The sequence below is a fragment of the Micromonospora sp. NPDC005163 genome, assembly GCF_053599835.1.
Window position 1 is genome coordinate 27315 of the sequence record NZ_JBSFYP010000004.1, and the last position, 22768, is coordinate 50082.

General features: G+C 72.8%; 20 protein-coding genes and 1 pseudogene. 9 read left to right on the forward strand and 12 right to left on the reverse strand.

What is annotated here, in order from left to right:
• Positions 1–23 precede the first annotated feature (23 nt).
• The 3 genes from ACWD6N_RS05000 to ACWD6N_RS05010 form a co-directional block, all read right to left on the reverse strand.
• Positions 24–1040, reverse strand: a complete 1017-nt coding sequence (locus ACWD6N_RS05000) for an ABC transporter permease subunit (RefSeq protein WP_354963513.1) — start codon at positions 1038–1040, stop codon at positions 24–26.
• The gene (locus ACWD6N_RS05005; RefSeq protein ID WP_354963512.1) at positions 1037–2047 is read right to left on the reverse strand and encodes an ATP-binding cassette domain-containing protein; all 1011 of its coding nucleotides are present in this window, start codon (positions 2045–2047) and stop codon (positions 1037–1039) included. Before ACWD6N_RS05005 ends, ACWD6N_RS05000 begins: the two co-directional genes overlap by 4 nt.
• A gap of 120 nt (positions 2048–2167) precedes the next feature.
• Positions 2168–2953 (reverse strand): DeoR/GlpR family DNA-binding transcription regulator, encoded by a 786-nt coding sequence (locus ACWD6N_RS05010; protein WP_354963511.1) that lies wholly within the window; start codon positions 2951–2953, stop codon positions 2168–2170.
• A 198-nt stretch (positions 2954–3151) separates the two neighbouring features.
• On the opposite strand from ACWD6N_RS05010, the gene ACWD6N_RS05015 reads away from it, so the two are divergent.
• Genes ACWD6N_RS05015 through nagA form a run of 3 tightly spaced genes read left to right on the forward strand, consistent with a single transcriptional unit; the run spans position 3152 to position 6208 of the window.
• Positions 3152–4081, forward strand: a complete 930-nt coding sequence (locus ACWD6N_RS05015; RefSeq protein ID WP_387324358.1) for an SIS domain-containing protein — start codon at positions 3152–3154, stop codon at positions 4079–4081.
• Positions 4082–4136: 55 nt separating this feature from the next.
• Positions 4137–5102: an ROK family protein gene (locus tag ACWD6N_RS05020; RefSeq protein ID WP_387324355.1), complete on the forward strand. Its 966-nt coding sequence runs from the start codon at positions 4137–4139 to the stop codon at positions 5100–5102.
• Complete coding sequence (gene nagA / locus ACWD6N_RS05025; protein WP_387324352.1) at positions 5099–6208, forward strand: N-acetylglucosamine-6-phosphate deacetylase; 1110 nt, start codon at positions 5099–5101, stop codon at positions 6206–6208. The genes ACWD6N_RS05020 and nagA overlap by 4 nt, the downstream gene beginning before the upstream one ends.
• A gap of 120 nt (positions 6209–6328) precedes the next feature.
• Here nagA and ACWD6N_RS05030 read toward each other — a convergent pair whose 3' ends face one another.
• Complete coding sequence (locus ACWD6N_RS05030) at positions 6329–7552, reverse strand: DUF4032 domain-containing protein (RefSeq protein ID WP_387324349.1); 1224 nt, start codon at positions 7550–7552, stop codon at positions 6329–6331.
• Positions 7553–7672: 120 nt separating this feature from the next.
• Here ACWD6N_RS05030 and ACWD6N_RS05035 point away from each other — a divergent pair, with 120 nt between their 5' ends.
• Complete coding sequence (locus tag ACWD6N_RS05035; RefSeq protein WP_387324635.1) at positions 7673–8389, forward strand: phosphatase PAP2 family protein; 717 nt, start codon at positions 7673–7675, stop codon at positions 8387–8389.
• Positions 8390–8398: 9 nt separating this feature from the next.
• Complete coding sequence (locus tag ACWD6N_RS05040; RefSeq protein WP_387324346.1) at positions 8399–9637, forward strand: APC family permease; 1239 nt, start codon at positions 8399–8401, stop codon at positions 9635–9637.
• Here the strand turns inward: ACWD6N_RS05040 and ACWD6N_RS05045 are convergent.
• Positions 9518–11536, reverse strand: coding sequence for a potassium channel family protein (locus ACWD6N_RS05045; RefSeq protein ID WP_387324343.1), 2019 nt, complete (start codon positions 11534–11536; stop codon positions 9518–9520). The genes ACWD6N_RS05040 and ACWD6N_RS05045 overlap by 120 nt on opposite strands.
• Before the next feature lie 93 nt (positions 11537–11629).
• Between ACWD6N_RS05045 and ACWD6N_RS05050 the strand changes: the two genes are divergently transcribed.
• Both ACWD6N_RS05050 and ACWD6N_RS05055 read left to right on the forward strand, forming a co-directional pair.
• A complete protein-coding gene (locus tag ACWD6N_RS05050) occupies positions 11630–12112 on the forward strand; it encodes an MSMEG_6728 family protein (RefSeq protein WP_354963504.1) in 483 nt (160 codons plus the stop codon).
• Positions 12113–12142: 30 nt separating this feature from the next.
• Complete coding sequence (locus ACWD6N_RS05055) at positions 12143–13669, forward strand: FAD-dependent oxidoreductase (RefSeq protein WP_450004518.1); 1527 nt, start codon at positions 12143–12145, stop codon at positions 13667–13669.
• Positions 13670–14562: 893 nt separating this feature from the next.
• Here ACWD6N_RS05055 and ACWD6N_RS05060 read toward each other — a convergent pair.
• The 3 genes and pseudogenes from ACWD6N_RS05060 to ACWD6N_RS05070 form a co-directional block, all read right to left on the reverse strand.
• Positions 14563–15441: pseudogene (locus ACWD6N_RS05060) on the reverse strand (serine/threonine-protein kinase); the annotation flags it as partial.
• A 12-nt stretch (positions 15442–15453) separates the two neighbouring features.
• A complete protein-coding gene (locus ACWD6N_RS05065; protein ID WP_387324633.1) occupies positions 15454–16227 on the reverse strand; it encodes an enoyl-CoA hydratase/isomerase family protein in 774 nt (257 codons plus the stop codon).
• Between the two features lie 129 nt (positions 16228–16356).
• The gene (locus ACWD6N_RS05070) at positions 16357–18750 is read right to left on the reverse strand and encodes a M4 family metallopeptidase (protein ID WP_387324338.1); all 2394 of its coding nucleotides are present in this window, start codon (positions 18748–18750) and stop codon (positions 16357–16359) included.
• A 168-nt stretch (positions 18751–18918) separates the two neighbouring features.
• Between ACWD6N_RS05070 and ACWD6N_RS05075 the strand changes: the two genes are divergently transcribed.
• A complete protein-coding gene (locus tag ACWD6N_RS05075) occupies positions 18919–19479 on the forward strand; it encodes a protealysin inhibitor emfourin (protein ID WP_354963500.1) in 561 nt (186 codons plus the stop codon).
• A gap of 23 nt (positions 19480–19502) precedes the next feature.
• Here the strand turns inward: ACWD6N_RS05075 and ACWD6N_RS05080 are convergent, their stop codons facing one another.
• From ACWD6N_RS05080 to ACWD6N_RS05095, 4 genes are all read right to left on the reverse strand, one after another.
• Positions 19503–20141 (reverse strand): histidine phosphatase family protein, encoded by a 639-nt coding sequence (locus ACWD6N_RS05080; RefSeq protein WP_354963499.1) that lies wholly within the window; start codon positions 20139–20141, stop codon positions 19503–19505.
• A gap of 68 nt (positions 20142–20209) precedes the next feature.
• Positions 20210–20875, reverse strand: a complete 666-nt coding sequence (locus ACWD6N_RS05085; RefSeq protein WP_387324335.1) for a DUF998 domain-containing protein — start codon at positions 20873–20875, stop codon at positions 20210–20212.
• 11 nt (positions 20876–20886) lie between these two features.
• The gene (locus ACWD6N_RS05090; RefSeq protein WP_354963497.1) at positions 20887–21306 is read right to left on the reverse strand and encodes a VOC family protein; all 420 of its coding nucleotides are present in this window, start codon (positions 21304–21306) and stop codon (positions 20887–20889) included.
• A 35-nt stretch (positions 21307–21341) separates the two neighbouring features.
• Positions 21342–21740: an AraC family transcriptional regulator gene (locus ACWD6N_RS05095; RefSeq protein WP_354963496.1), complete on the reverse strand. Its 399-nt coding sequence runs from the start codon at positions 21738–21740 to the stop codon at positions 21342–21344.
• Between the two features lie 378 nt (positions 21741–22118).
• Here ACWD6N_RS05095 and ACWD6N_RS05100 point away from each other — a divergent pair, with 378 nt between their 5' ends.
• Positions 22119–22562, forward strand: a complete 444-nt coding sequence (locus ACWD6N_RS05100) for an HIT family protein (RefSeq protein ID WP_354963495.1) — start codon at positions 22119–22121, stop codon at positions 22560–22562.
• The last annotated feature ends 206 nt before the right edge of the window (positions 22563–22768 follow it).

Consider the following 22768-nt stretch of genomic DNA (forward strand, 5'->3'; position numbering starts at 1 on the left):
CCGGCCGCGCCGCGCCGCGTTGGTCAGGAGATGTCCCGCCGGCGCATCGCCCAGAGCGCCGCGCCGAGGATCACCACCAGCCCGACGGAGAGCAGCACGGAGGACTGCTGCCAGGTGATGTCCAGCGTGTCCGGTTTGCACTCACCGTAGTAGGTGGCGTTGCAGGAGTTCCAGTTCTGGAGGGTGACCTTCTTGGTCATCCACGCCAGCGCGTACGTGGGCAGCAGCCATGCCTCGGCGAACCGCACGCTCGCCATCGACAGCAGGATGCCGAGACCGAACTGGCCGACCACCATCACCGCCACCACACCGCCGAGGGCCATCGCGGTGTGCCGACCCAGCGAGGCCAGCGCGAAGCCGATGGTGGTGACCACCAGCACCAGCACCACGCCGCGCAAACCGGTGAGGGCGAACGACTGCCAGGCCCCGGACGTCATCTTCTCGGTGTTGCCCCGGAAGGTGGCGACCGCCCAGAACCCGGCGAACCAGAGCACCGCCGCGGGCAGCGTCACCGCCAGAATGCCGGTGAGCAGCGCGGCCAGCTTGGTGAGCAGGACGGTGAGCCGCTTCGGCCGCCAGAGCAGCAGGTTCATCATCCCGCCGGTGTTCCACTCGGCGCCGATGAAGGACGCGCCAACCACGAACCCGACCAGGGCGAGGATCGCCGCGAACGGGATCAGCGTCTCGTCGAACGTCTGCCGGAAGTTGAACGTCGAGGGCAGGAACCACTCCGCCTGGATCTGGTCCCGCGACGGAGCCGTGATCACGGAGCAGTCGTCGGGGTAGCGGCCGTCATTCGGCTTGTTCGCCGCCTTGGCCTGCTCGCAGCTGACGCGCTCCTGCTCGCTCCAGCGCAGCTGCTCCTGGTACTGCTGGTCGGCCTGGCGCTCGGCCCGGGCCAGCTGGCCGGCGTCGATCTTCTGGTTGGTGAGGAAGACCCCGACCACCACCGCGGCTAGCACGAGCAGGCCGAGCAGCGACATGTAGCGGGTGAAGCGCCGCTTGGCCAGCCGGCGCAGCTCCGTACGATAGAGGCTCACGCGCCCCACCCTCCTCCGGTGGCGTCGGGCTGCCCCGTCCCACCGACCTTCATGGACTCGTCGACCTGCCGGTGCTGGCCGGGTACCGGTGCGGTGGCGGTCAGTTCGAGGAAGACGCTCTCCAGGTCGACGGCGACCGGGGCCAGCTCGCTGACGTAGAGGTCGTGCTCGGCGAGCAGCCGGGTCACCGTGGCCGGCTTGTCGACGCCAGCCAGCATCAGGTGGTCCGGGTGGCCGGTGACCCGCATCCCGGCCCGGGTGAGCGCGTCGGTGGCCGCGGGCAGGTCGCTGACCGCCTCCAGCCGGACCCGGACCGCGCCGGACGAGTGCTGGGCCAGCACCTCGTCGACCGGGCCGAAGGCGACCCGCCGGCCCAGCGAGATGATGGTGACCGAGTCACAGATCAGCTGGATCTCGCCGAGGATGTGGCTGGACAGCACCACGGTCATCCCGGATTCGGCGAGCGTCCGCATCAGCGTGCGCATCTCTCGGATGCCGCCCGGGTCAAGGCCGTTGGCCGGCTCGTCGAGGATGAGCAGCTTCGGGTTCTTCAGCAGCGCGGAGGCGACGGCCAGCCGCTGCTTCATGCCCAGCGAGTACGTCTTGACCCGCTCGCCGGCCCGGTCGCGCAGCCCGACGAGCTCCAGCACCTCGTCGACCCGGGTGGCCGGCACCTCACCCGCCCCGGCCAGCAGGGACAGCGTGTCCCGGGCCGAGAAGTGCGGGAAGAACTGCGGGCTCTCCACGATCGCGCCGACCTGGCCGGCGACGCTGGCCAGCGCACCGGGCACCTCGTGCCCGAGCAGTGCCATCCGGCCGCCATCGGGCCGGATCAGGCCGAGCAGCGTACGCAGTGTGGTGGTCTTCCCGGAGCCGTTGGGGCCCAGGAAGCCGTGCACCTGCCCGGCGTCGACCCGCATGTCGAAGCCGTCGAGCGCGTTGCGGGTGCCGCGTCGACGACTCTTGTACGTCTTACGTAGACCTTCGATCTCCAGGACAGCTGGCAAGCTGCACCTCCCCCGATGGTGGGCGTGACAGCCGACACCATACGCGGTATGCAGACGCGCGCAATACGCGGTATGCATCGACGCGCCGGTAGACGCGTTTCATCGACGGAAAGTGACAGGTCAGGCGCAGACGACCTGCACGCCGGCAGCACGGAAGGCCTCCACGACCTCCGGGGCGGCGCCCGCGTCGGTCACCAGCGTCTCCACCCGGTCGACCGGGCAGATCCGGGCGAAGGCGTGACCCCCCAACTTGGACGAGTCCGCGATGATCACCACTCGCTTGGCGCGGGCCACCATGAGGTTGTTCATCGCCGCCTCCCCCTCGTGGTGGGCGGCGGCGCCGAGCTGCGGGTCGATCGCGTCCACGCCGAGCAGCGCGACATCCAGGGTGACCTCACGCAGCAGCGCCCCGCCCAGCGGGCCGACCAGCTCGAACGACTTCGGGCGCACCACCCCGCCGGCCACCACGACCTTCATCCGGGATCGGACCAGCAGCTCGTTGGCGATGTTCAGCGCGTTGGTGACCACGGTGAGCTGGGCACCCTCGGCGCTGGTGTTCAGGTCTGGCCGGACGGCCAGCGCCCGGGCCACCTCGGTGCTGGTGGTGCCGCCGTTCAGGCCGACCACCGTGCCGGGCGTGACGAGCGCCGCGGCGGCGGCGCCGATCCGCTGCTTCTCCGCCGAGTGCTTGGCCGTCTTGTAGCGCAGCGGCAGGTCGTAGGAGACCCCGTTGGCGACGGCGCCACCCCGGGTCCTGGTGATCATCTGCTGCTGGGCGAGCTGGTCGAAGTCGCGCCGAATGGTGGCCTGGGAGACGTCCAGCCGCTCGGCGGCCGCCTCGACGCTGACCCGGCCGTTGTCGGTCAGCATCTCGAGCAGGGCGTTCCATCTGGCGTACCGGTCCACCGCGGGGGCCCTCCCAGTGACTGCACGAACGGTGATTGATTGCGTGCACACTAGTGCGCGAAACTAGGTGGCGCAAAAGACCGGCCTGCGCGATCGGCCGGTCGGTTGCCACGACCACCCGGGTTCGCGCAGAATGACGCGCGAAATACGGGTGTAACGAGCCGTATTGCGCATCGGCCGGCCCTGCGAGGAGTTCCCATGGCTTACGTGGACGCGGAGATCGCGAGTCAACCCGACTGCTGGCGGGAGGCGGCCGATCTGGCCGGCGTCGTACGCGGTGACCTGCCGCGCCCCGGTGAGCGGGTCGCCGTCGTCGGTTGCGGAACGTCGTGGTTCATGGCGATGGCGTACGCGGCCCGCCGCGAGCAGGCCGGCCAGGGCGAGACCGACGCGTTCCAGGCGTCCGAGTTCCCCACCGGCCGCCACTACGACCGGCTGATCGCCATCACCCGCTCCGGCACCACCACCGAGGTGCTGGACCTGCTCATCGCACTACGCGGGCGGGTGCCCAGCACCGTCATCGTCGGCGATCCGGCGTCCCCGGCGGTCGACCTGGCCACCGCCGCGGTGACCATGCCCTTCGCCGACGAGCGGTCGGTGGTGCAGACCCGCTTCGCGACCACCGCGCTCGCCCTGCTCCGGGCCCACCTCGGCGACCCGGTGACCGCGCTCGCCGCCGACGCCGAGGTGGCGGTGCGCGCCCCGCTGCCGATCGACCCGACAACCATCGGGCAGGTCACCTTCCTCGGTCGGGGGTGGACGGTCGGGCTGGCCAAGGAAGCCGCGCTGAAGTGCCGCGAGGCGGCCACCTTCTGGGCCGAGGCGTACCCGGCGATGGACTACCGGCACGGGCCCATCTCGATCGCCGCGCCCGGCCGGCTGGTCTGGGCGTTCGGCGAGCTGCCCGACGGGCTGCCCGAGGATGTCGCCGCCACCGGCGCGGCCTTCGTGCACAGCCGTACCCACGGCTGCCGCACGGTGCTGGGCAGTTGGGCCGCCGGTCGTACCCCGGTCGATCCGATGGCCGACCTGATCCTGGCCCAGCGCTTCGCGGTCGCGCTCGCCACCAGCCGGGGCCTCGACCCGGACGCACCCCGACACCTGACCCGGTCGGTGGTGCTGGCGTGAGCGCGAGGAGTGAGCCGGGGTTGCGAGCCCCGCAGTCGCGAACCGAGATGGCGCCGTGAGCGACGCCGTGCCCGCCGACCCGGTGGTCGTCGCGCTGGACGTCGGCGGCACCGGCATGAAGTGCGCCCTGGTCCGGCCGGACGGCGTCGCGGTACGCACCGAACGGCACCCCACCAACGCCGCACGCGGCCCGGCCGCCGTGGTCGGCACCATCCTGGACGTCGCCGAAGGGCTGGCCGACAAGGCCCGCGCCGACGGGCTCACCCCGGTCGCGCTCGGCATCGCCGTGCCCGGAGTGGTGGACGAGGCGGGCGGTGTCGCGGTCTGGTCGGCGAACGTGGGCTTCCGGGACGTACCGCTGCGGGACCTGGCGGTGGCGCGGCTCGGCCTGCCCACGGCGCTCGGCCACGACGTGCGGGTCGGCGGTCTCGCCGAGGCCCGACTCGGTGCCGGGCGCGGCACCGGGCACGTTCTCTTCGTGGCGATCGGCACCGGCATCGCCGCCGCGCACGTGGTCGACGGCACGGCCGCCGTCGGCGCACACGGCGCCGCCGGGGAGATCGGCCACATCCTGGTCCGTCCCGACGGGCCGCGCTGCGGCTGCGGCCGGCCCGGCTGCCTGGAGGCGGTCGCCTCGGCCGCCGCGATCGGCCGCCGCTATGCCGAGCTGGCCGGCGAGTCGCCCGACGGGCCGGTGACGGCGGCCGAGGTGGCCGAGAGGGCCGCGGCCGGCGAGCCACTGGCCGGCCGGGTCTGGCAGGAGGCGGTCGAGGCGCTCGCCGACGGCCTGGCCTCCGGACAGGCGCTGTTCGACGTGGCGACCATCGTGCTCGGCGGCGGCCTGGCCCAGGCCGGGGACCGGCTGCTCGTCCCCCTGCGGGCGGCGCTGCACGAGCGGATGACCTTCCACCGGGAGCCGCGGCTGGTCGCGGCGGCCCTCGGCGACGAGGCCGGCTGCCTCGGCGCCGCCCTGCTCGCCCTGGACGCCGCGCGCGTCCGTGACCATCAGGAGAAGCGATGACCGTACGGGTGAACGGCCGAGTGGTGACCCCGAACGGTGTCATCCGGCAGGGCTGCGTCGAGTGGGCCGGTGACCGGATCACCGCGGTGGCGGAGTATCCGTCGGTCCGCGACGGGCACTGGATCCTGCCCGGCTTCGTCGACATGCACACGCACGGCGGTGGTGGGCACACCTTCACCACCGGGGACGCCGACCAGGCCCGGGCTGCTGCCGGCTTCCACCTGGCGCACGGCACCACCACCCTGCTGGCCAGCCTGGTCAGCGCTCCCTTCCCGCTGATGCGTGCCGCCACCGAGGCGTTCGCCCCGCTGGTCGACGAGGGCGTGCTGGCGGGCATCCACTTCGAGGGGCCCTACCTCTCCGCCGCCCGCTGCGGTGCGCAGAACCCGGAGTACCTGCGCGACCCGTCCACCGACGAGCTGGCCGAGCTGATCGAGCTGGGTGCGGGCGCGATCCGGATGGTCACCCTCGCCCCGGAGCGCGACGGCGCGCTGGAGGCGATCAAGCTGCTCACCGCCCAGCGGGTGGTGGCCGCGGTCGGCCACACCGACGCCACGTACGACCAGACCCGCGCCGCGGTCGCCGCGGGAGCGAGCGTCGGCACCCACCTGTTCAACGGCATGCGGCCGGTGCACCACCGCGAGCCGGGTCCGGTGGTGGCCCTGCTCGACGCGCCCACCGTGGTCTGTGAGCTGGTCGCCGACGGGGTGCACCTGCACGACGGCACGCTGACCTTCGCCACCTCGACCGCGGGCCCGGACCGGGCTGCCCTGATCACCGACGCGATGGCCGCCGCCGGGATGGCCGACGGTGAGTACGAGCTGGGCGGCCAGGCCGTCACGGTGGCCGACGGGGTGGCCCGGCTGGCCCGCGACGGCACGATCGCCGGCAGCACCCTGACCATGGACGCCGCACTGCGGCACGCCGTGGACGCCGGCATCCCGATCGCGGACGCGGCCCGGATGGTGGCCACCACCCCGGCCCGCGCCATCGGCCTGGGTGACCGGGTCGGCGCCCTTCAGGTCGGCCTCCGCGCCGACCTGGTGGTGCTGGACGAGGACCTGAACGTGGTCCGGGTGCTGCGCGGCGGCTCCTGGGTGGAGTGACGCCCGCTGCTCCGCGGGCGTAGGTGCGGCCGGTCGGGGGCGATCCGGGGCGAGGTCGTCAGCGACCGCCACTTAAGGGCGGCCATCGCGGCGTCGTCGCCGGTGCGACGATCACCGCGGTCAGACGATGGTGGGGACCTCGACGCCGAGCACGGCCTGCTCGTCGGGGCGGTGCACCAGCACGTCGACAAGGTACGACTGGACGGCGTGGCGCATCCCGACGTCCCGGCCGGCCCGCTCGGAGAGCAGCCACTTGTGCTCGATGATCTGCGCGAACAACTCCTGCGGCTCCAGCTTGCGACGCAGGTGCGCGGGCACGGCCCGGACCACCGGCTCGAAGACCTCGGTCACCCACCGGTGCGCCGCCTGCTGCTCGTCGGCGAGGTCGCTCTCCGCCCGGTAGGCGTCCAGGTCGTTGAGCAGCTTGCGGGCCTGGTTCTCCTCGGCGTCCAGGCCGGTCAGCCGCAGCAGCCGCCGGGTGTGGTAGCCGGCGTCGACCACCTTCGGCCGGACCAGGTAGCGTCCGTCGTCGATGGTCGACATGGCCACCTCGGCCACGTCGAAGCCCAGCTCGTTGAGGCGGCGGATCCGACCCTCGATGTCGTGTCGGGCCTCCCGCTCGACCGCCTGCTCGTAGGTGATCTCGTGCCAGAGCCGCTCGTACCGCTGCACGACCTCCTCGCAGACCACCTCCGGGTCGATGGACTCGTGCAGCAGGCCAGCAGCCTGGAGGTCGAGCGCCTCGCCGAAGATGTTCACCCGGGCGATTTCCAGGTCCTCACCGCGCTGGCCGTTGGAGAGCGAGGTGTGCAGCGCACCCGTCTCCGCGTCCACCAGGTACGCGGCGAACGCGCCCGCGTCCCGCCGGAACAGCGTGTTGGACAGCGAGCAGTCGCCCCAGAAGAAGCCGGTGAGGTGCATCCGCACGATCAAGGCGGCGAGCGCGTCGAGCAGACGGCTCATCGTCTCCGGTCGCAGCGTGTGCGAGAAGAGCGCCCGGTAGGGCAGGGAGAACTGCAGGTGCCGGGTGATCAGCACCGATTCGAGGGGCTCCCCGTCCTCGGTCTGCCGATCGGCGACGACCGCCACCGCCTCGACCGATGGGAAGTCGATCCGCTCCAGCGCCCGGAGCAGGTCGTACTCCCGCTCGGCGATCCGCTCGCGAGTCTCCTTGAACGCGTACACGTAGTCACCGAGACGGACGAACCGGACGATGTGCCGGGAAATGCCCTTCGGCAGGGCGACCAGGTGCTGGGCAGGCCACTCCTCCAGCGGTGTCGACCACGGAAGGTCGAGCAGCGCCGGGTCCACGAGGGCAGAGGTGATCCGCACGGGCACAAGCATGCCGCCTCGCCCCCCGCATCCGCCTCCCATCGTGGCTGGGCCCACAGCGCCGCACACCCCGGCCTCGCCCGAGGCCGGTAGCGTGGTCCCGTGCTCAAACCCATGGCGGTACGACGTGACCTGCGGCTGCGGCCGGTTCGCCCGGCCGGCTGGTGGTTCGACGCGCTGCTGCTGGTCGGGTTCGGCGCGTTGACCCTGGCCCTCGCCGCAGGGGCGTTGCTCGGGTGGGACCTCGCGGTCCGCGAATGGGCCTACGCCCACCACCCCGCGCCGATCTACTGGACGGCTCGGGTGTTCAACTTCCTCGGGCAGGGTGGCTGGTTGCTGATGCCGCTCTCCGGGGCGCTCGCCCTGGCAGTGGCGTGGCGGGCCCGCACAGTCCGGCCGCTGCTGCTGGTGGCGGGGGCGTTCGTGCTCCTGTACCTGACGGTCGGACCGCTCAAGGTCCTGACCGACCGGGCCGCGCCCAGCTCGGATCTGCCGCCGGCCCAGTCCGTCCGGATCTTCAACGACCTGCCGCCCACCGAGTACGGCCTCTCCTACCCGTCTGGGCACGTCGCCAACGCGATCGTCTGGTACGGGGTGATCGCCGTACTGCTGACCGCGCTGACGGCCGGGCGACTGCACCCGACCGTGCACCGGCTGGTCCGATTCGCCCCGCCGGCGATCCTGCTGGTCACCACCACCTACCTGAACTTCCACTGGCTCACCGACGGAGTGGCGGCGCTGCTGCTGGGGCTGTTCCTGGACCGGCTGCTGCACCGGGTGCCCTGGGACGACGTGCCGCTACCCGGCCGGCTACGCGAATGGGACCGGCCGTTCACCTCGTACCCCTAGGGTTCGGCGGTGGATCAACTGGCGCGCAGGCTGGGCGTACCCGATGCGGTGGTCATCGGGCTCGGGTCGATGCTCGGCGCCGGCGTCTTCGTGGTGTTCGCCCCGGCCACGGCGGCGGCCGGCGGCGCCGGGCTGCTGCCCGCGCTGGCGCTCGCCGGTTTCATCGCCTTTTGCAACGCGACCAGCTCGGCGCGGTTGGCGGCCCGCTACCCGGAGTCCGGCGGCACCTACGTCTACGGCCGGGAACGCCTCGGGCCGTTCGCCGGGTTCCTGGCCGGCTGGGGTTTCGTGGTCGGCAAGACGGCGAGCTGCGCGGCGATGGCGCTGACCATCGGCGCGTACCTGTGGCCCGCTCAGGCCCGGCTGGTCGCGGCCGCCGCGGTGCTCGCGGTGACCGCGGTGAACCTGCGCGGCATCGGTAAGACGGCCACCGTCACGAAGCTGCTGGTCGCGGTGGTGCTCGCGGTGCTGACCCTGGTCGCGGTCGTCGGCGTCGCCGGCGGTGATGTCGCCCTGGGCCGGCTCGGCGACCCCGGCGGCTCCGGCCGGGGCGTGCTCACCGCCGCCGGGCTGCTGTTCTTCGCCTTCGCCGGGTACGCCCGGATCGCCACCCTCGGCGAGGAGGTACGCGACCCGCGACGGACCATCCCCCGCGCGGTGCCGCTGGCGCTCGGCGCGGTGCTCGCGATCTACCTGGTGCTGGCCGTCGTCACGCTCGGCGTACTCGGCGCCGACCGGCTGGCCGGTTCCGCCGCGCCCCTGGTCGACGTGGTGACCGCCGCCGGACTGCCCGGGCTGACCTGGGTGGTCCGCGCCGGGGCCACGATCGCGGTCACCGGAGTGCTGCTGTCGCTGGTCGCCGGGGTCGGCCGGACCACGCTGGCGATGGCCCGCCGCCGCGACCTGCCCGGCGCGCTGGCCGCCGTGCACCCCGTGCGCCAGGTGCCGCACCGCGCCGAGCTGGCGGTGGCCGCCGTGGTGATCGTGGTCGTACTGCTCGGCGACGTGCGGGACGCGATCGGTTTCTCCAGCTGCACCGTGCTGGTCTACTACGCGATCACCAACGCCGCCGCGCTGACCCTGGGCCGGGACCCGGGCCGGCGGATACCGGTTCAGGTGCTCGCCGGCCTAGGGCTGGTCGGCTGCCTGCTGCTCGCGGTCAACCTGCCGCTGGGCAGCGTGCTGGCCGGCTTCGGCGTGCTCGCCGTCGGCGCCGCGTGGCACCTCGTGCGGCAGCGGAGTCGCTGACCGGTCAGGCACCGGATGGGCCGCGCCGGGGGCCGCGGCGGCGACCTCCCAGTCCGCCGGCCCGGGCGTCGAGCGGGATGCCGCCGGCGGGGTCGACTCTCCGCCGAGAACCGGCCCGGCCGGCCGGGGAACCGCACCGGTGCGGGCGGGCGGGGCACACTGCCTGGTCAGCCAGTCCAACCCACGTCGGCGGGCGACCACGGTGAGCCGATCACCCGCGAAGATCACCTGGCGGGGATCGAGGTCCTTCCACCAGATCGTCTTCGCCCCGCCGGCCGGCGTCCGTGCGATCAGTCGGACCTGCCCGTCGCGGTTGACCACGTCGAGCGGCCGACCGTCCAGCTCGGAGCCGGGCGCGACCGGCACCTCGGCGACCGGCAGCGCGTGCCGGTCGACCGGGATGGTGGTGATGACCGCCCGTTCGGTGAGAGCCCCGATGAAGGCCGGGGCCGCCAGGTACGAGACCGAACGGGACACCCCCAGGGCGAACGTCTCCTCCACCCGCTCGGCGAAGTCACCGTCGAAGAGCCGCAGCACCACCCGCAGATCGGTGCGGAGGTCCCGGGCGGCCAACGCCGCCTCCAGGTTGGCCACGTCGTCGGTGGACGCCACCACCAGCGCCTGGCAGTCGGCGACCGACGCGGCGGCAAGGGTCTCCGGCAGCGCGGCGTCCCCCACGATCAACGGCACCTCCAACTGCCGCGCCAGGGTGCCCCCGCGCGGCTCGGGGTCCTTGTCGATCGCCACGACCTCGACGTCGTACTCGCGGAGCTGCGCCATCACCCGGGTGCCGACGTTGCCGAGGCCGATCACCACCACGTGCCCGGCCCGGGCCGGTTGCAGCTTGCCGGTGTGCAGGGCCAGCCGCGCGTTGACGATGCCGTCCACCACCACCGCGGTGATCAACGGGATCAGCGCCAACCCCGCGAGGTTGAGCACCACCTGCATGATCTGCGCGTCGGCCGCCTTGTCGGTGTCCGGATCCGCACCGCTGAGCGTGGTGACCAGCGTCAGGTACAGCGCCTCCACCGGGGAGACGTCCTCCGCCCGGGAGATCAACGCGCCGAGCACCGCGATCACCGCGAGCACCAGCATCACCGCGATGCCGATCTTGCGGGTGGCGAAGCCCCGTACGGCCCGCAGCAGCACCGCCATCGGCCGTCGTCGACGGCGGGCCCGGACCAGCCGGCGCGCGGCCACCTCGGTGGCCGGTGGCTGGCCGGTCGCCTCGGCGAGCACCAGGTCGGCGCCGGCCTGCTCGGCCGGCAGCAGCTCCACCCCCTGCGCCTCGCTGAAGTCCGCCAACGCGCAGACCACGTCCTGCGGTCGGACGTCGGCCCGCCGCGCCACCCGCAGCGTCTTGTCCCGGTGCTGGAAGGAGTTCGGGTCGACCTCGCCCAGCGCGGCGGCCACGAACGCCGGCGCGGCCATCTCGGCGTCGGAGAGCACCTCGACCGGCGCCTTGAGCAGCTTGCGCACGCCGTCAGCGAGGGTGCCGTTGAACATCCGCAGCACCTGACGGACCCGCTGGTCGACGGCCTGTGCGCAGAGCGCGGCGTGCAGGTTGCCCACGTCGTCCTGGTGCAGCAGGGCCAGACCGGTCGCCCCGGCCAGACCGGCGGCCTCGAAGGTGGCCACGTCCAACCGCTCCGACCGGACCACCCGCACGCCGCGCAGCCCGGCCACGTCCGGCCCGTTGCTGCGGTAGCGCTCCGGCACCACCACGGTCACCCGGGCCCCGCCGGCCGGCAACTCGGATTCGAGCATCGCCCGGGCCACGTAGTAGGCCAGCGCGTCGCGCCCACAGATCACGTAGTGCGGTCGCGGATCGCCGGCGGCTCGCAGCCGCCAGTTCCACTCGACCGCCCGTCGCGCCCGGTCCCGCCACGGCTCCGCCATGCCCGGATCGTAGCCAGCACGGCCACGGTGGGGGACCCCGTCCGGATCATCCCGACCAGGCATGCCGGCCCAGGCGGCGGGTAGAGCAGCGGCATGCAGACCTTCCTCCCGTACCCGGACTTCCTGGCCAGCGCCCGCACGCTGGACCAGAAGCGGCTGGGCAAGCAGCGGGTGGAGGCCATCCAGGTGCTGCGCGGGCTGACCCGACCCGGGTACGGCTGGCGGAACCACCCGGCGGTGAAGATGTGGGCCGGGTACGAGGAGGCGCTCACCCGCTACGGGCTGGACATGTGCGCGGTCTGGTCCGAGCCGGGCAGGGCCGACACCTGCGCCACCACGCTGACCGTCGACCTCACCGCCGCCTGCGGCGCCGGCGTCGTGCGTACCCAGGACGAACTGGCCCGGGCCGGTGAGCTGCCACCCTGGCTGGGTCGCGACGACCTGCACCTGAGCCACCGTTCGTCGCTGCTGCGCAAGGACCCCACGCACTATCGCCCGATCTTCGGCGACGACGTCCCGGAGGACCTGGAGTACGTCTGGCCCGCCTCCGACCGCACCCGTCGCTGCCTGCCGTAGAAAAGGGCAGACTGGGACGGGGAGGCGGTCATGGCGCTGTCGCAAGTGGTGGGTCGGCTCATCGGCGTACGCCAGCATCAGGTCGACCCCGGAGGCGGTGGCGCCGACCGCGTGCCGGGACCGGTCGCGGCGGTGGTGGTCGGTGGCGGCATCGCCGGCATGTCGGCGGCCGCGGTGCTGGCCGAGCGCGGTGTGGAGGTGACGGTGCTGGAGGCGGCGCCCACCCTCGGCGGACGGCTGGGCGCCTGGCCGGAGGCGCTCGCCGACGGCAGCCAGCAGAACGAGCACGGCTTCCACGCGTTCTTTCGGCAGTACTACAACTGGCGGTCCATCCTTCGCCGGGTCGACCCCGACCTGGGCTTTCTGAAGCCGATCCCGGGCTATCCGATCCTGAGTGCCCGGTGGCCGACCGAGGAGTTCGGCAAGCTGCCGCCCGCACCGCCGGCGAACCTGCTCGCGCTGCTGCTGCGCAGCCCCAGCCTGCGCCTGGCCGACCTGCGGCTGATGGACCGGGGCGCCGCGCTGCCGCTGCTCAGCTACGACCCGGTACGCACCTACGCCGAGCTGGACGCCACCACCGCCGATCAACTGCTGGCCTCGCTGCGGCTGCCGGACCGCGCCCGGGCGATGCTGTTCGAGGTCTTCTCACACTCGTTCTTCAACCACGAGGCGGAGATGTCCGCCGCCGAGATGGTCGCCCAGTTCCACTTCTACCTGCTCGGCAACCCGGAGGGGCTGGCCTTCGACTGCCCGGACGAGGACTACGCCACCGCGATCTGGCAGCCGCTGACCCGGCACGTGGAGAAGCACGGCGGCCGGGTGCTCACCCGGTCCGCGGCGACCGGGGTGCACCGCGACGCCGACGGTTGGCGGGTGACGACCGCCGACGGCGGCAGCGACCGGGCGCGCCACGTCGTGCTCGCCCTCGACCCGCCGGCGCTGGCCACGCTGGTCACGGCCTCCCCCGACCTGGCCGGGCAGGCACCGGAGCTGGTGGCGCGGATGCCCGCGTTCGGCACGCCCGGCCCGCCGTACGCGGTGGCCCGGTACTGGTGCGACGGGGACGTGGCCGCCGGTCGGGCGGTGTTCAGCGGGGTGTCCCGGCAGCCCACGTTGGACTCGGTGACGCTCTACCACCGGTTGGAGAACGAGTCGCGGCGCTGGGCGCGGCGGACCGGCGGTTCGGTCATCGAGCTGCACGCGTACGCCTGCGAGCCGGACGTGCCGGCCGAGGAGCTGGCCGAGCGGATGCGCCGTGAGCTGGTGGCGCTCTGGCCGGAGGCCGCCGGCCTGCGGGTCCGCGAGCTGCGCGCCCGGGTGGAGGCGCAGGCACCGGCGTTCACCCCCGGCAGCCACGCCTGGCGACCGGGGGTACGCACCGACGCGACCGGCCTCTACCTGGCCGGAGACGGGATCGCCACGGACTTCCCGAGCGCGCTGATGGAACGCTCCGCGGCGACCGGGATCATCGCCGCGAACCACATCCTGCGGGCGGAGGGCGGCGCGACCGAGCCGGTGTGGTCGGTACGACCCCGGGGCCTGTTGGCCGGGCGGTGATCAGCGGCCGTCGGGGCCGGGGGGCCGCGTCGGGGGTACGCCTTTGACGTGGCACCCGCACGCCCCCGGTCAGCCGCACGCTCCTTGACCTTCGGCTTCGGGCGGCCGTTGGCGCAGTGCACACGGACCTCACTGCGGTGCTCGTCGGAGGTCAGCTCGACCTCGACCCGCTTCGCCGGACCCGGGTCGTACGCCTCCGCCCGGTAGCCGGGCGCGGGCGCCACCGCGAGCACCTCGGCCGACGCCCCGAGGCAGCGGACGGTGACCGTCCCGCCCCGGGAGTCCACCGGCACCCCAGGTCGGGGAGCGGGCGTGGGTGCGGCGGTGGTCGGAGTCGGGCCGGCGGGCGGGGCGGTTGGGCTCGGGATACGCGTGCCGCCCGGATCGGTCGGAGGGCTGGTCCGGGCGCTGGGCGCGGCGGCGCTGGCCGGCGGGGCGGCGGGTGGGGCTGCGGGTGGGCGGGGATCGGCCAGGTCGGATGACTCGGCGGTCCTCGGCATCGCCACGGTGGTGGCGCCGCCCGGCCCGATGCCGGTCCGCGGCGCGTCCGCCCCCTGTCGCCGCGTGCCAGGGTCGCCGAGTGACCCGCCCATCGCCACCGCGGCGACCACCGCAACGCCGACCGCCAGCACTGCCCGCCCCCACCGCCAGGACCGGTGCCGCGCGGCACCGGTCGTCCCGGCTGCCGCACTGCCAGCCGGCTCGGCCGGCCTGCTGAACGAGGTGTCCGCCACCTCGGGAGGTCGCGCGTCCGAATTCGGCCGGCCCGCGACGGCAACGGCCGTCCCCCCGATGGCGGTCGGTTCGCCGCTCGCCTCCGGGGCGGCGGCCGGTCCGCGCCGGACGGCGGTCCGCTCGCCGGCGGCGAGCAGGATGCGGGCCGCCTCGGTGGCCGGCGGCCGGTCGGCGGGATCACGCGCCAGACACCAGCGGTACAGCCGGCGGATCTCGGCCGGCACTCCGACGATCTCGGGCAGCGGGTCGGGCTCGACATGCGCCGGCACGCGGAGCGTCCCGGCCCACGTACCGGGCGGCCGGCCGGTCAGCACGCGGTGCACGAGCAGGCCGAGGGCGTACACGTCGCAGGCCGGCAGAACCTCGCCGCCCTCCAACCGTTCCGGGGCGAGGTAGGCCGGCGTGCCCAGCAGCCGCCCCTCGAAGTCGAATTCCGGATCGCCGACGGCCGCCGCGATACCGAAGTCGAGCACCTTCGCGCCGGTGGGGGTGAGCATCACGTTGCCCGGCTTGATGTCGCGGTGCACCAGTTCCTGGGCGTGCGCGGCAGCGAGCGCGGTCGCCACCTCCGCGCAGACCCGCAGGCCGGCGCGGGGTGGCAGCGGCCCGGCGTCCAACCGCTGTTCGAGGGTGTGGCCGCCGAGCAGCTCCATCACCACGAACGGGACGTGGGCGCCGTCGAGCCTCGACTCGCCGTAGTCGTAGACGCTGGTGACGTGCGGGTGCGACAGCCTGGCGGCCGCCTTGGCCTCGGCCCGGATCCGCTGCCGGGCGTTGGCGTCCGAGGCGACGAGCACCTTCACCGCCACGTCCCGTTCGAGCACCTCGTCGAACGCCCGGTGCACCGCGGACATGCCGCCACTGCCGAGGCGCTCCAGGAGCCGGTAGCGGCCCGCAAGCAACTGATCACGCTGCACGACGGACAGCCTGCCGTACCGCCCCGGCGGGGCGCCAGCCGGGATCGAGATCGTCGAATGGCGGGAGCCGGCCAGCCTGCACCGCTTCGTGGCGGAGCCGGACCTTACGGCGACCGGCACGGCTGCGACGGGTCAGTCCCCGTCCGGCGGACGCCAGGCGAAGCGGGGCGTCCGGCGCTCGGCTACCGCTGCCACCCCCTCCCGGGCCTCACCGCTGGTCGCCACCTTCCGGTGCCACCAGGCGATCCGCGCCGGCCCGGCCCGGTCGTCCACGATCTCCTTCGCGGCGGCGACGCTCAACGCCGACCGCTGGGCGATCGCCGCGGTGAGGTCGTCCACCCGCGCGGCGAGCCGGTCAGCCGGCAGCACCTCGTCGGCCAGGCCGACCCGCAGAGCGCGCTCGGCGTCGATCAGCTCGGCGGTGAACAGCAGGTGCTTCGCGGCGGACGGGCCGACCAGCCGGGTCAGCCGGCGGGTGGTCGGCGCCGGGTAGACCAGTCCCAGCCGGGCCGGCGGTACGCCGAACCGGGCGTCGTCGGCGGCGATCCGCAGGTCGCAGGCGACCGCGAGTTGGCAGCCACCTCCGACGCAGGCGCCCCGGATCGCCGCCACGGTGGGCTTCGCGAAGCGGGCCAGCCGCTCCTCGGCGGCTACCGCGATGCTGGCGTCACCGGCGTCCAGCAGCTCGGCGAGGTCACCGAGGTCGGCGCCGGCGCAGAAGGCGTCGCCCGCGCCGGTGAGCACCAGCGCCCGTACGCCGGGGTCCGGTTCCAGCCGGTCCAGCAGTTCGGGGAGCTGTCGCCACATGGCCGCGGTCATCGCGTTGCGGCGGGCCGGGTTGTGGATCACCACGGTCGCGACCGGTCCGGTCACCTCGACGGTCAACTCCGCGTCCGACACGTCCACCCCTTCCCGCGCCACCGTCCGACGCCGCCGATACAGCACTCCGGCGACGTGCGCCGTGCGGCGACCATAACGGCGCGGACCCGGCGACCACCGTTGAGGGGTGGCCGCCGGGCCCTCGCGTCGGTCAGGTCAGGAGACGGTGACCGCGGTGTCGTCGACCACGAAGGACGTCTGCAGCGAGGAGTCCTCGGTGCCGGTGAACTTCAGGCTGACGGTCTGACCGGCGTACGAGGCCAGCGAGAAGGAGCGCTGGGTGTAGCCGGCGGCCTTGTTCAGGTTGGAGTAGGTCGCCAGCGTGGCCAGCACGGTTCCACCGGAGTTCAGCACCTGCACGCGCAGCGTGTCGTACGCGACGCTGCTGGTGGTCTCGGCCGAGTCGATGTGCAGCCAGAAGCTGAGCGTGTAAGACGAGCAGCCGGACGGCAGGCTCACCGACTGGGCGAGCGTGTCGGTGTGGCTGCTGCCGTACCCGTCCAGCCACGCCTTGTACGAGCCGGTGCGGGCGGGCTGGCCGCTGGAGGTGGTGATCACGCCGGAGGTGGCCGTCCAGCCGGTCCCGCCGGACTCGAAGCCGGGGTTGGCCAGCTTCTGGCCCGGCGCGGTGCAGCCGCCGCCGGTGCCGTTCACGGTCAGCGTGTACGTCGCGCTCCGGGTGACCGAGCCCGCGCCGTTCACGGTGACCGAGTAGGTGCCGGGCGGGGCGCCCGCCGAGGTGCTGATGGTGAGGGTGGACGAGCCGCCCGAGGTCACCGAGGAGGGGCTGAACGCGGCGCTCGCCCCGGTCGGCAGGCCGGACGCGGAGAACGTCACGGTCTGCGCCGAGCCGCTGGTGGTCGCGGTGGCGACCGTGGTGGAGGCCGAGCCGCCCGGGTTCACCGAGCCGGCGGTCGGCGAGAGCGACACGGAGAAGTCGTTGCCGGTCGAGCAGGGCGCGTCGTTGCCGGCCACGTTCACCGCGGTCCAGGCGGCCTGCACGGCCTTGTACTCGGCGGAGCAGCTGCCGTACAGGTCGGTGGCCGCCCGCAGGCTGTATGCCCGGGCGGTGTTCGCCGGGTTGCTGGTGCTGACGTACGCCGTGTTGGAGGTGAAGTAGACGTCCAACGCCCGGAACCAGATCTTCTCCGCCTTGGCCCGGCCGATGCCGGTCATCGCGGGGGCGGAGCCGCACACCGGCGAGGTGCCGTACGCGGTGGCGCCGGTGCCCTCGGCGAGGTTGAAGTAGAAGTGGTTGGCGACCCCGGAGGAGTAGTGCACGTCCTTGTTCTTGGTGCTGGTGGACCAGCAGCTGTCGGACGAGCCGTCCAGCGACGGGTTGTACATGTAGCGCAGCGGCGTGCCGTTGCCGTTGATGTTGATCTTTTCGCCGACCTGGTAGTCGCCGGGGTCGGCGGACGTGTTGGCGTAGAACTCGACCATGTTGCCGAAGATGTCGCTGGTGGCCTCGTTGAGGCCTCCGGACTCACCGGAGTAGGTCAGGTCGCCGGGGACCACGTTCTCGGTCACGCCGTGGCTCATCTCGTGGGCGGCCACGTCGAGCGAGACCAGCGGGCGGGAGTTGCCCGAGCCGTCGCCGTAGGTCATCCGGGAGCCGTCCCAGAAGGCGTTGACGTAGTTGTTGCCGTAGTGCACCCGGCTCGGCACGCCGGTGCCGTTGCCGAAGATGCCGTTACGGGCGTGCACGTTCTTGTAGTAGTCGAACGTCTTGGCGGCGCCGAAGTGGGCGTCCACACCGGCGGACTGCCGGTTGGAGTTGGCCCCGGTGCCCCAGGTGTTGTCCGCGTCGGTGAAGGTGGTGCAGCTCGACGTGCCGTTGTTCATGTCGCAGGTCGAGCCGTTGCCGTGCGACGGGTCGATCATCTGGTACGTGCTGCCGGAGAGCGTCGTGTCGATGGTGACCGTGCCCGAGTAGAGGCTGTTGCCGGTGCCGGCCACCGCCTCGATCTCGTCGTACGACCCGATGGCCCCGCCGGTGGTGGCGTCGGTGATCACGTGCAGCCGCGACGGGGTCTGCCCGTCGGGCTGCCAGCCGCTCACCACCGTCTCCCAGGCCAGCCTGCCCCGACCGGAGCTGGCGTCGACGAACAGCTCCGGAATGCCGACGGCTTCGGCCTTGCCGGTGAACCCGGCACGGGCCGCCTTCTTCGCCGCCGCAGCGGTGACCTTGGCCGTGGTGCCGATGGTCAGCGGCGCGGCCAGGCCGACCGAGCTGCCGGCGTAGCTGCCGTTCGGCGCGGCGTGGATGACGAAGTCACCACCGTAGACGCGCAGCCCCTGATAGCTCCGGGTGTAGCGGGTGTGCGTGGCACCGGTGGCGTCGACCTTGGTGCTGTGCACCTGGTAGGACTCGGCGCTCGAACCCTGGACTGCACCGGGGTTCGTCCGAAGGACGGTCGCTGCCGGGGCCGGGGTGGAGGCGTCCGGAGCGGGGGCGGTGGGCGGAGCCGCATGCGCCGCGGTGGCGACGCAGGTCAGCAGGCCGCTGGTGAGCAGCGCTGCGCCGACGGCGGCGAGGGGTCGTTTCACGTGCCCTCCTGAAAGGAGAAAGATTGTGACGGGGGTAGTCACACATGTAGATATAACGATGTGTTGAGGAAAAGAGAAGGCCTGGACCGCTCCCAGACATCGACAGTGACCGTTCGGATGAGGGTGGCGACGAGGGAACCGTCGGCCGCAGCCGTACGTCCGAGCGGCATGAGACCCGCCTCGACGACCGGCGTCACCGCCGCGCTACTGGTCGCCCTCCTGGCCGGATGCACCAGCGCTGACCGAGCCGGCACCGCACCGGACCAGGCCACCGCCACCGTCGGCCCGGGACCGACCGGCCCGGCCACCGGCACCCCGCCGCCGACCGCCGTCCCCACCACTCCGGGCGTCCCCGTACCGACCGGCCCCGAGGCCACCGGCAGCGCGGCCACCCGCGTGATGCTGTTCCGCTCCGGCGGCTTCGCCGGGCGCGGCGACGCCGTGACAGTGGAATCCGACGGCAGATGGACACTGGTGGACCGGGCCGGCGGACGGCGTACCGGCCGGCTCGACCCCGCCGACCTCGGCCGGCTGCGCGGGCTCGCCGCCGACCCCCGGCTGGCCGCCGAGGCCCGCCGCCCGACCACACCCACCGGCTGTGCGGACGCGTTCACCTACCGGCTGACCGTCGGCGCCGTCGAGACCGGCTACGTCGACTGCCCCGCCGATCCCACCCCGCCCCCGGCCACCCGGGCGCTGGTCGAGCTGCTCCTGCGGGCCACCAGCTGATCGCCCGACCGGGCTCCGGCGACTCAGACCAGGTAGTCCGGCGGCAGACCCGTGCCGCGCAGCTCCGCCGGCAGGTGCGCCACATCGTTGAAGGCGACCAGGTTCGGCGGTGCGGCCGTCCCGTACCGGATGACGGTCAGCCCCGCGTTGTGGTGGTTCAAGCCCACCCACCGCCGCCCCGGTGCGTCCAGGGCGTGCCGGACCAGCCAGGCGATCAGAAAGCTGTGCGTCACGACCAGCTCACGGACCGGCTCGGCGCCGCCCGCGCCCTCGGCGTCACCGGCGACCGGGCCGGTCCACCGCCGTACCGCCGCCGCCGTCACCCGCGGCCCGTCGACCCGCTCGGCCGCCGAGAACTGGCCCAGGAACCTGGCGTACGCGGGCGGCAGGTCGGCGGCGTCCGTGTCGTGCGGGAGGTGGTCGCCGGCCAGCTCGCTCGCGTACACCGGAACCCCGGGCAGCGACGCGGCGACCAGCTCGGCGGTCTCCGCGGCCCGACGCAGCGGCCCGTGGTGCACGGCAGCGAACGACCGGCCCCGCAGCCGCTCGCCGAGCAGCCTGGCCTGCCGCCGGCCGCGCTCCGACAGGCCGGCCTCCGGCGACTCGGTCGCCGCGTCCTCCTGCTCCGCGTGCCGGGCGATGTACAGCAGCCGGGTGATCATGTCCCACACCTCAGCACACCGGGAGGCGCGGGATCTACCCCGCGCCTCCCGGTATGCCGCCAAACGTTTCAGTCCACCCGGCCGGAGGCCGCCCGCGCGAACGTGACCGACACCCAGAGCCAGCCGGCCGTCACCGCCAGGCCGAAGGCCACCATCACGGCCGGAGCCGGCCGGACGATCAGCGTCACCCAGGACACCGCGAAGAACGCGCCGGTCGCCAGGCTGTAACCCGCCCTGCCCCGCGCCCCGTGCCGCGCCGCCCGCCGGCCGACCACCACCGTCGCCGCGATCAGCGACACGAAGGAGACCGCCGCCACCAGGAAGTGCAGGCCGCCGTGCCAGCTGATCTGGCCGGCGCCCCGGGGCGTGCCGGCGGGAAACCCGTCGGCCGGGTCGGCACTGAAGATCCCCGCGCCCACCAGACCCAGCCCGTACAGGGCGAGCAGCCGGGACGGCCACACCGAACCGGCGCCGGTGGAGCGCCGGAGCGCCCCGGCGGCCGCCACGCACAGCACCCCGGTGGCCAGGAACGTGGCGATCTGGACCCAGCCCAGCTCACCGGTGCTCAACACGCTGACCGGGTGCCGCCGGAAATCGAAGCCGTCCCGGGCGAGCGCCTGGAGCAGCGCCGAGCCGGCGAAGATCGGGCCGGCGACGACACCACCGACCAGCAACGCACGGTCCCGGCCGGCGGTGGCCGGTCGGACCCCGGAGAGCGGAACCGCCTGGCTCATCGGTCTGCCCCTCAGGCCCGGGGGAACATCTGGCCGATGCGGATCCGGTTGCCGAACGGATCCCGGACGCCGAAGTCGATCCCGTACGGGCGCTCGGTCGGCTCGTCGGTGATCTCGACCCCCTTGGCCACCAGTTCCTCGTACGTCTTGTGGGCGTCGTCCGTGGTCATGAAGAGCGAGCCACCCAGCGCACCCTTGGTGAGCAGCTCCCGGACCTGCGCGGCGGTGGCCGGGTCCATCGCCGGCGGGCCCGGCTTCTCCAGCAGAACCTCGCGCTCCGGGTCGCCGGGCAGGTTGACCGTCAGCCAGCGCATGAAGCCGAGGTCCTGGTCGGTGTTGAGCTCCATGCCAAGCTTGTTCACGTAGAAGTCGAGCGCCTCGTCCTGGTCGAGGACGTAGATCTGGGAGCGGCTGATCGCGTTCATCGTCATGGGAACCACGCTAGACGCAGTGCCTGACCTGGTGCTTATCCAAAACTGCTGGGTCGGGTCCAAGCCTTGGCGAAGCAGGACGGCACGTTCACCGGCGCCGAGCGGCGGCGGAACTCCGAGGGCGACGCCCCGACGATCTGCCGGAACGTCCGGCTGAACGTGCCCAGGCTGCCGAAGCCGACGGCGTAACAGATGTCGGTCACGTCGCGATCGGTCTCCACCAGCAGCGCCATCGCCCGCTCGACCCGCCGACGTTGCAGGTAGCGGTGCGGGGTCTCACCGAAGGTGGCCCGGAAGGTCCGGATGAAGTGCGCCTCGGAGACGTGCGCGATCCGGGCCAGCGCGGGGATGTCCAGCGGCTGGGCGTACGCCCGGTCCATCGCGTCCCGGGCACGCAGCATCGCCCGGTTCGACTCCTCCACCGCGCGACTCATCGGCTCGCGTGCACCCCTTGGCTGGACGACATCGTCGCGGGTCGGCCGCCCACGCTCGTGCTGCCGCCCAGCATACGGCGGGTGCCGACGGTTACCGCTCGCGCGCGGTCGGGCAAAGCGACATAATGCGATACTTTGACATGCTTTACGCCGCACTCCTCGGCCGCACTTGCAGAGTGTCGGTTCTGGGCGATACGTATCAGCCGCCGGCTGCCCTACCCTGATGCGGGGACGAGCATTTGCGAACTCTCAAGAAAGCAGGGCATGAGGGGGCGACACCCAGGGACGCGAGCGAGTCACGCCCATCCGGAGAGGGAGTAGTTTGGCCAGGTCAGCCCACTTTGAGTGGCGGTCAGGGCAAGGCGGGATCCGTTCACGATGAACGTCAAGGCCGACTGTCCATTCTGCGAAATCGTTCTGCGCGAGACCCCGGACACCCGAGAGGTCTATCGCGACGAGCGCGTGGTTGCCTTCTTTCCACTGGAGCCGGCGACTTTGGGCCACACCCTCGTGGTGCCGCGTGATCACATCCCCGACATCTGGTCACTGGACGAAGAAGCCGCCGCCCACCTGGCGCGCATCACGTTGAAGCTCTCGCATGCGGTGAAGTGCGCGACCGAGCCGGAAGGATTGAACATAATCCAGTCGAACGGCGCGGTTGCCACCCAGACCGTGCCCCACTTGCACATCCATGTGGTCCCCCGCTGGTCCGGCGACCAAATGGGACGCATTTGGCCCTCAGAAACCAGTTACTCGGAGACGCAGAAGGATGACGTCTGGGAGCGACTCCGAGACGAGTGCCGGAAGGTTGGTGGGGAGTGATGCAACCGGTTGACGTGATAGCCGTCGATCCCGACGATCGGCGGAAGCACCTGGACTACATCCAGGCGGTCGTGACGCGTATGTCCTCAGCATCTTCGACGGCCAAGGGTTGGCTGCTCCCGGTGGTGACCGCAACGTACGGGTACGCATTGACCCGGAACGCAGACCTCGTTGCCGCGCTAGGAATCGCAGCCGCACTCCTGTTC

Bases quoted from the DNA above. Each gene is read 5' to 3' on its own strand.
- ACWD6N_RS05015 (WP_387324358.1), top strand. From the start codon at position 3,152: ATGGCTTACGTGGACGCGGAGATCGCGAGTCAACCCGACTGCTGGCGG.
- nagA (WP_387324352.1), top strand. From the start codon at position 5,099: ATGACCGTACGGGTGAACGGCCGAGTGGTGACCCCGAACGGTGTCATC.
- ACWD6N_RS05030 (WP_387324349.1), bottom strand. From the start codon at position 7,552: ATGCTTGTGCCCGTGCGGATCACCTCTGCCCTCGTGGACCCGGCGCTG.
- ACWD6N_RS05045 (WP_387324343.1), bottom strand. From the start codon at position 11,536: ATGGCGGAGCCGTGGCGGGACCGGGCGCGACGGGCGGTCGAGTGGAAC.
- ACWD6N_RS05050 (WP_354963504.1), top strand. From the start codon at position 11,630: ATGCAGACCTTCCTCCCGTACCCGGACTTCCTGGCCAGCGCCCGCACG.
- ACWD6N_RS05055 (WP_450004518.1), top strand. From the start codon at position 12,143: ATGGCGCTGTCGCAAGTGGTGGGTCGGCTCATCGGCGTACGCCAGCAT.
- ACWD6N_RS05075 (WP_354963500.1), top strand. From the start codon at position 18,919: ATGAGACCCGCCTCGACGACCGGCGTCACCGCCGCGCTACTGGTCGCC.
- ACWD6N_RS05080 (WP_354963499.1), bottom strand. From the start codon at position 20,141: ATGATCACCCGGCTGCTGTACATCGCCCGGCACGCGGAGCAGGAGGAC.
- ACWD6N_RS05085 (WP_387324335.1), bottom strand. From the start codon at position 20,875: ATGAGCCAGGCGGTTCCGCTCTCCGGGGTCCGACCGGCCACCGCCGGC.
- ACWD6N_RS05090 (WP_354963497.1), bottom strand. From the start codon at position 21,306: ATGACGATGAACGCGATCAGCCGCTCCCAGATCTACGTCCTCGACCAG.
- ACWD6N_RS05095 (WP_354963496.1), bottom strand. From the start codon at position 21,740: ATGAGTCGCGCGGTGGAGGAGTCGAACCGGGCGATGCTGCGTGCCCGG.
- ACWD6N_RS05100 (WP_354963495.1), top strand. From the start codon at position 22,119: ATGAACGTCAAGGCCGACTGTCCATTCTGCGAAATCGTTCTGCGCGAG.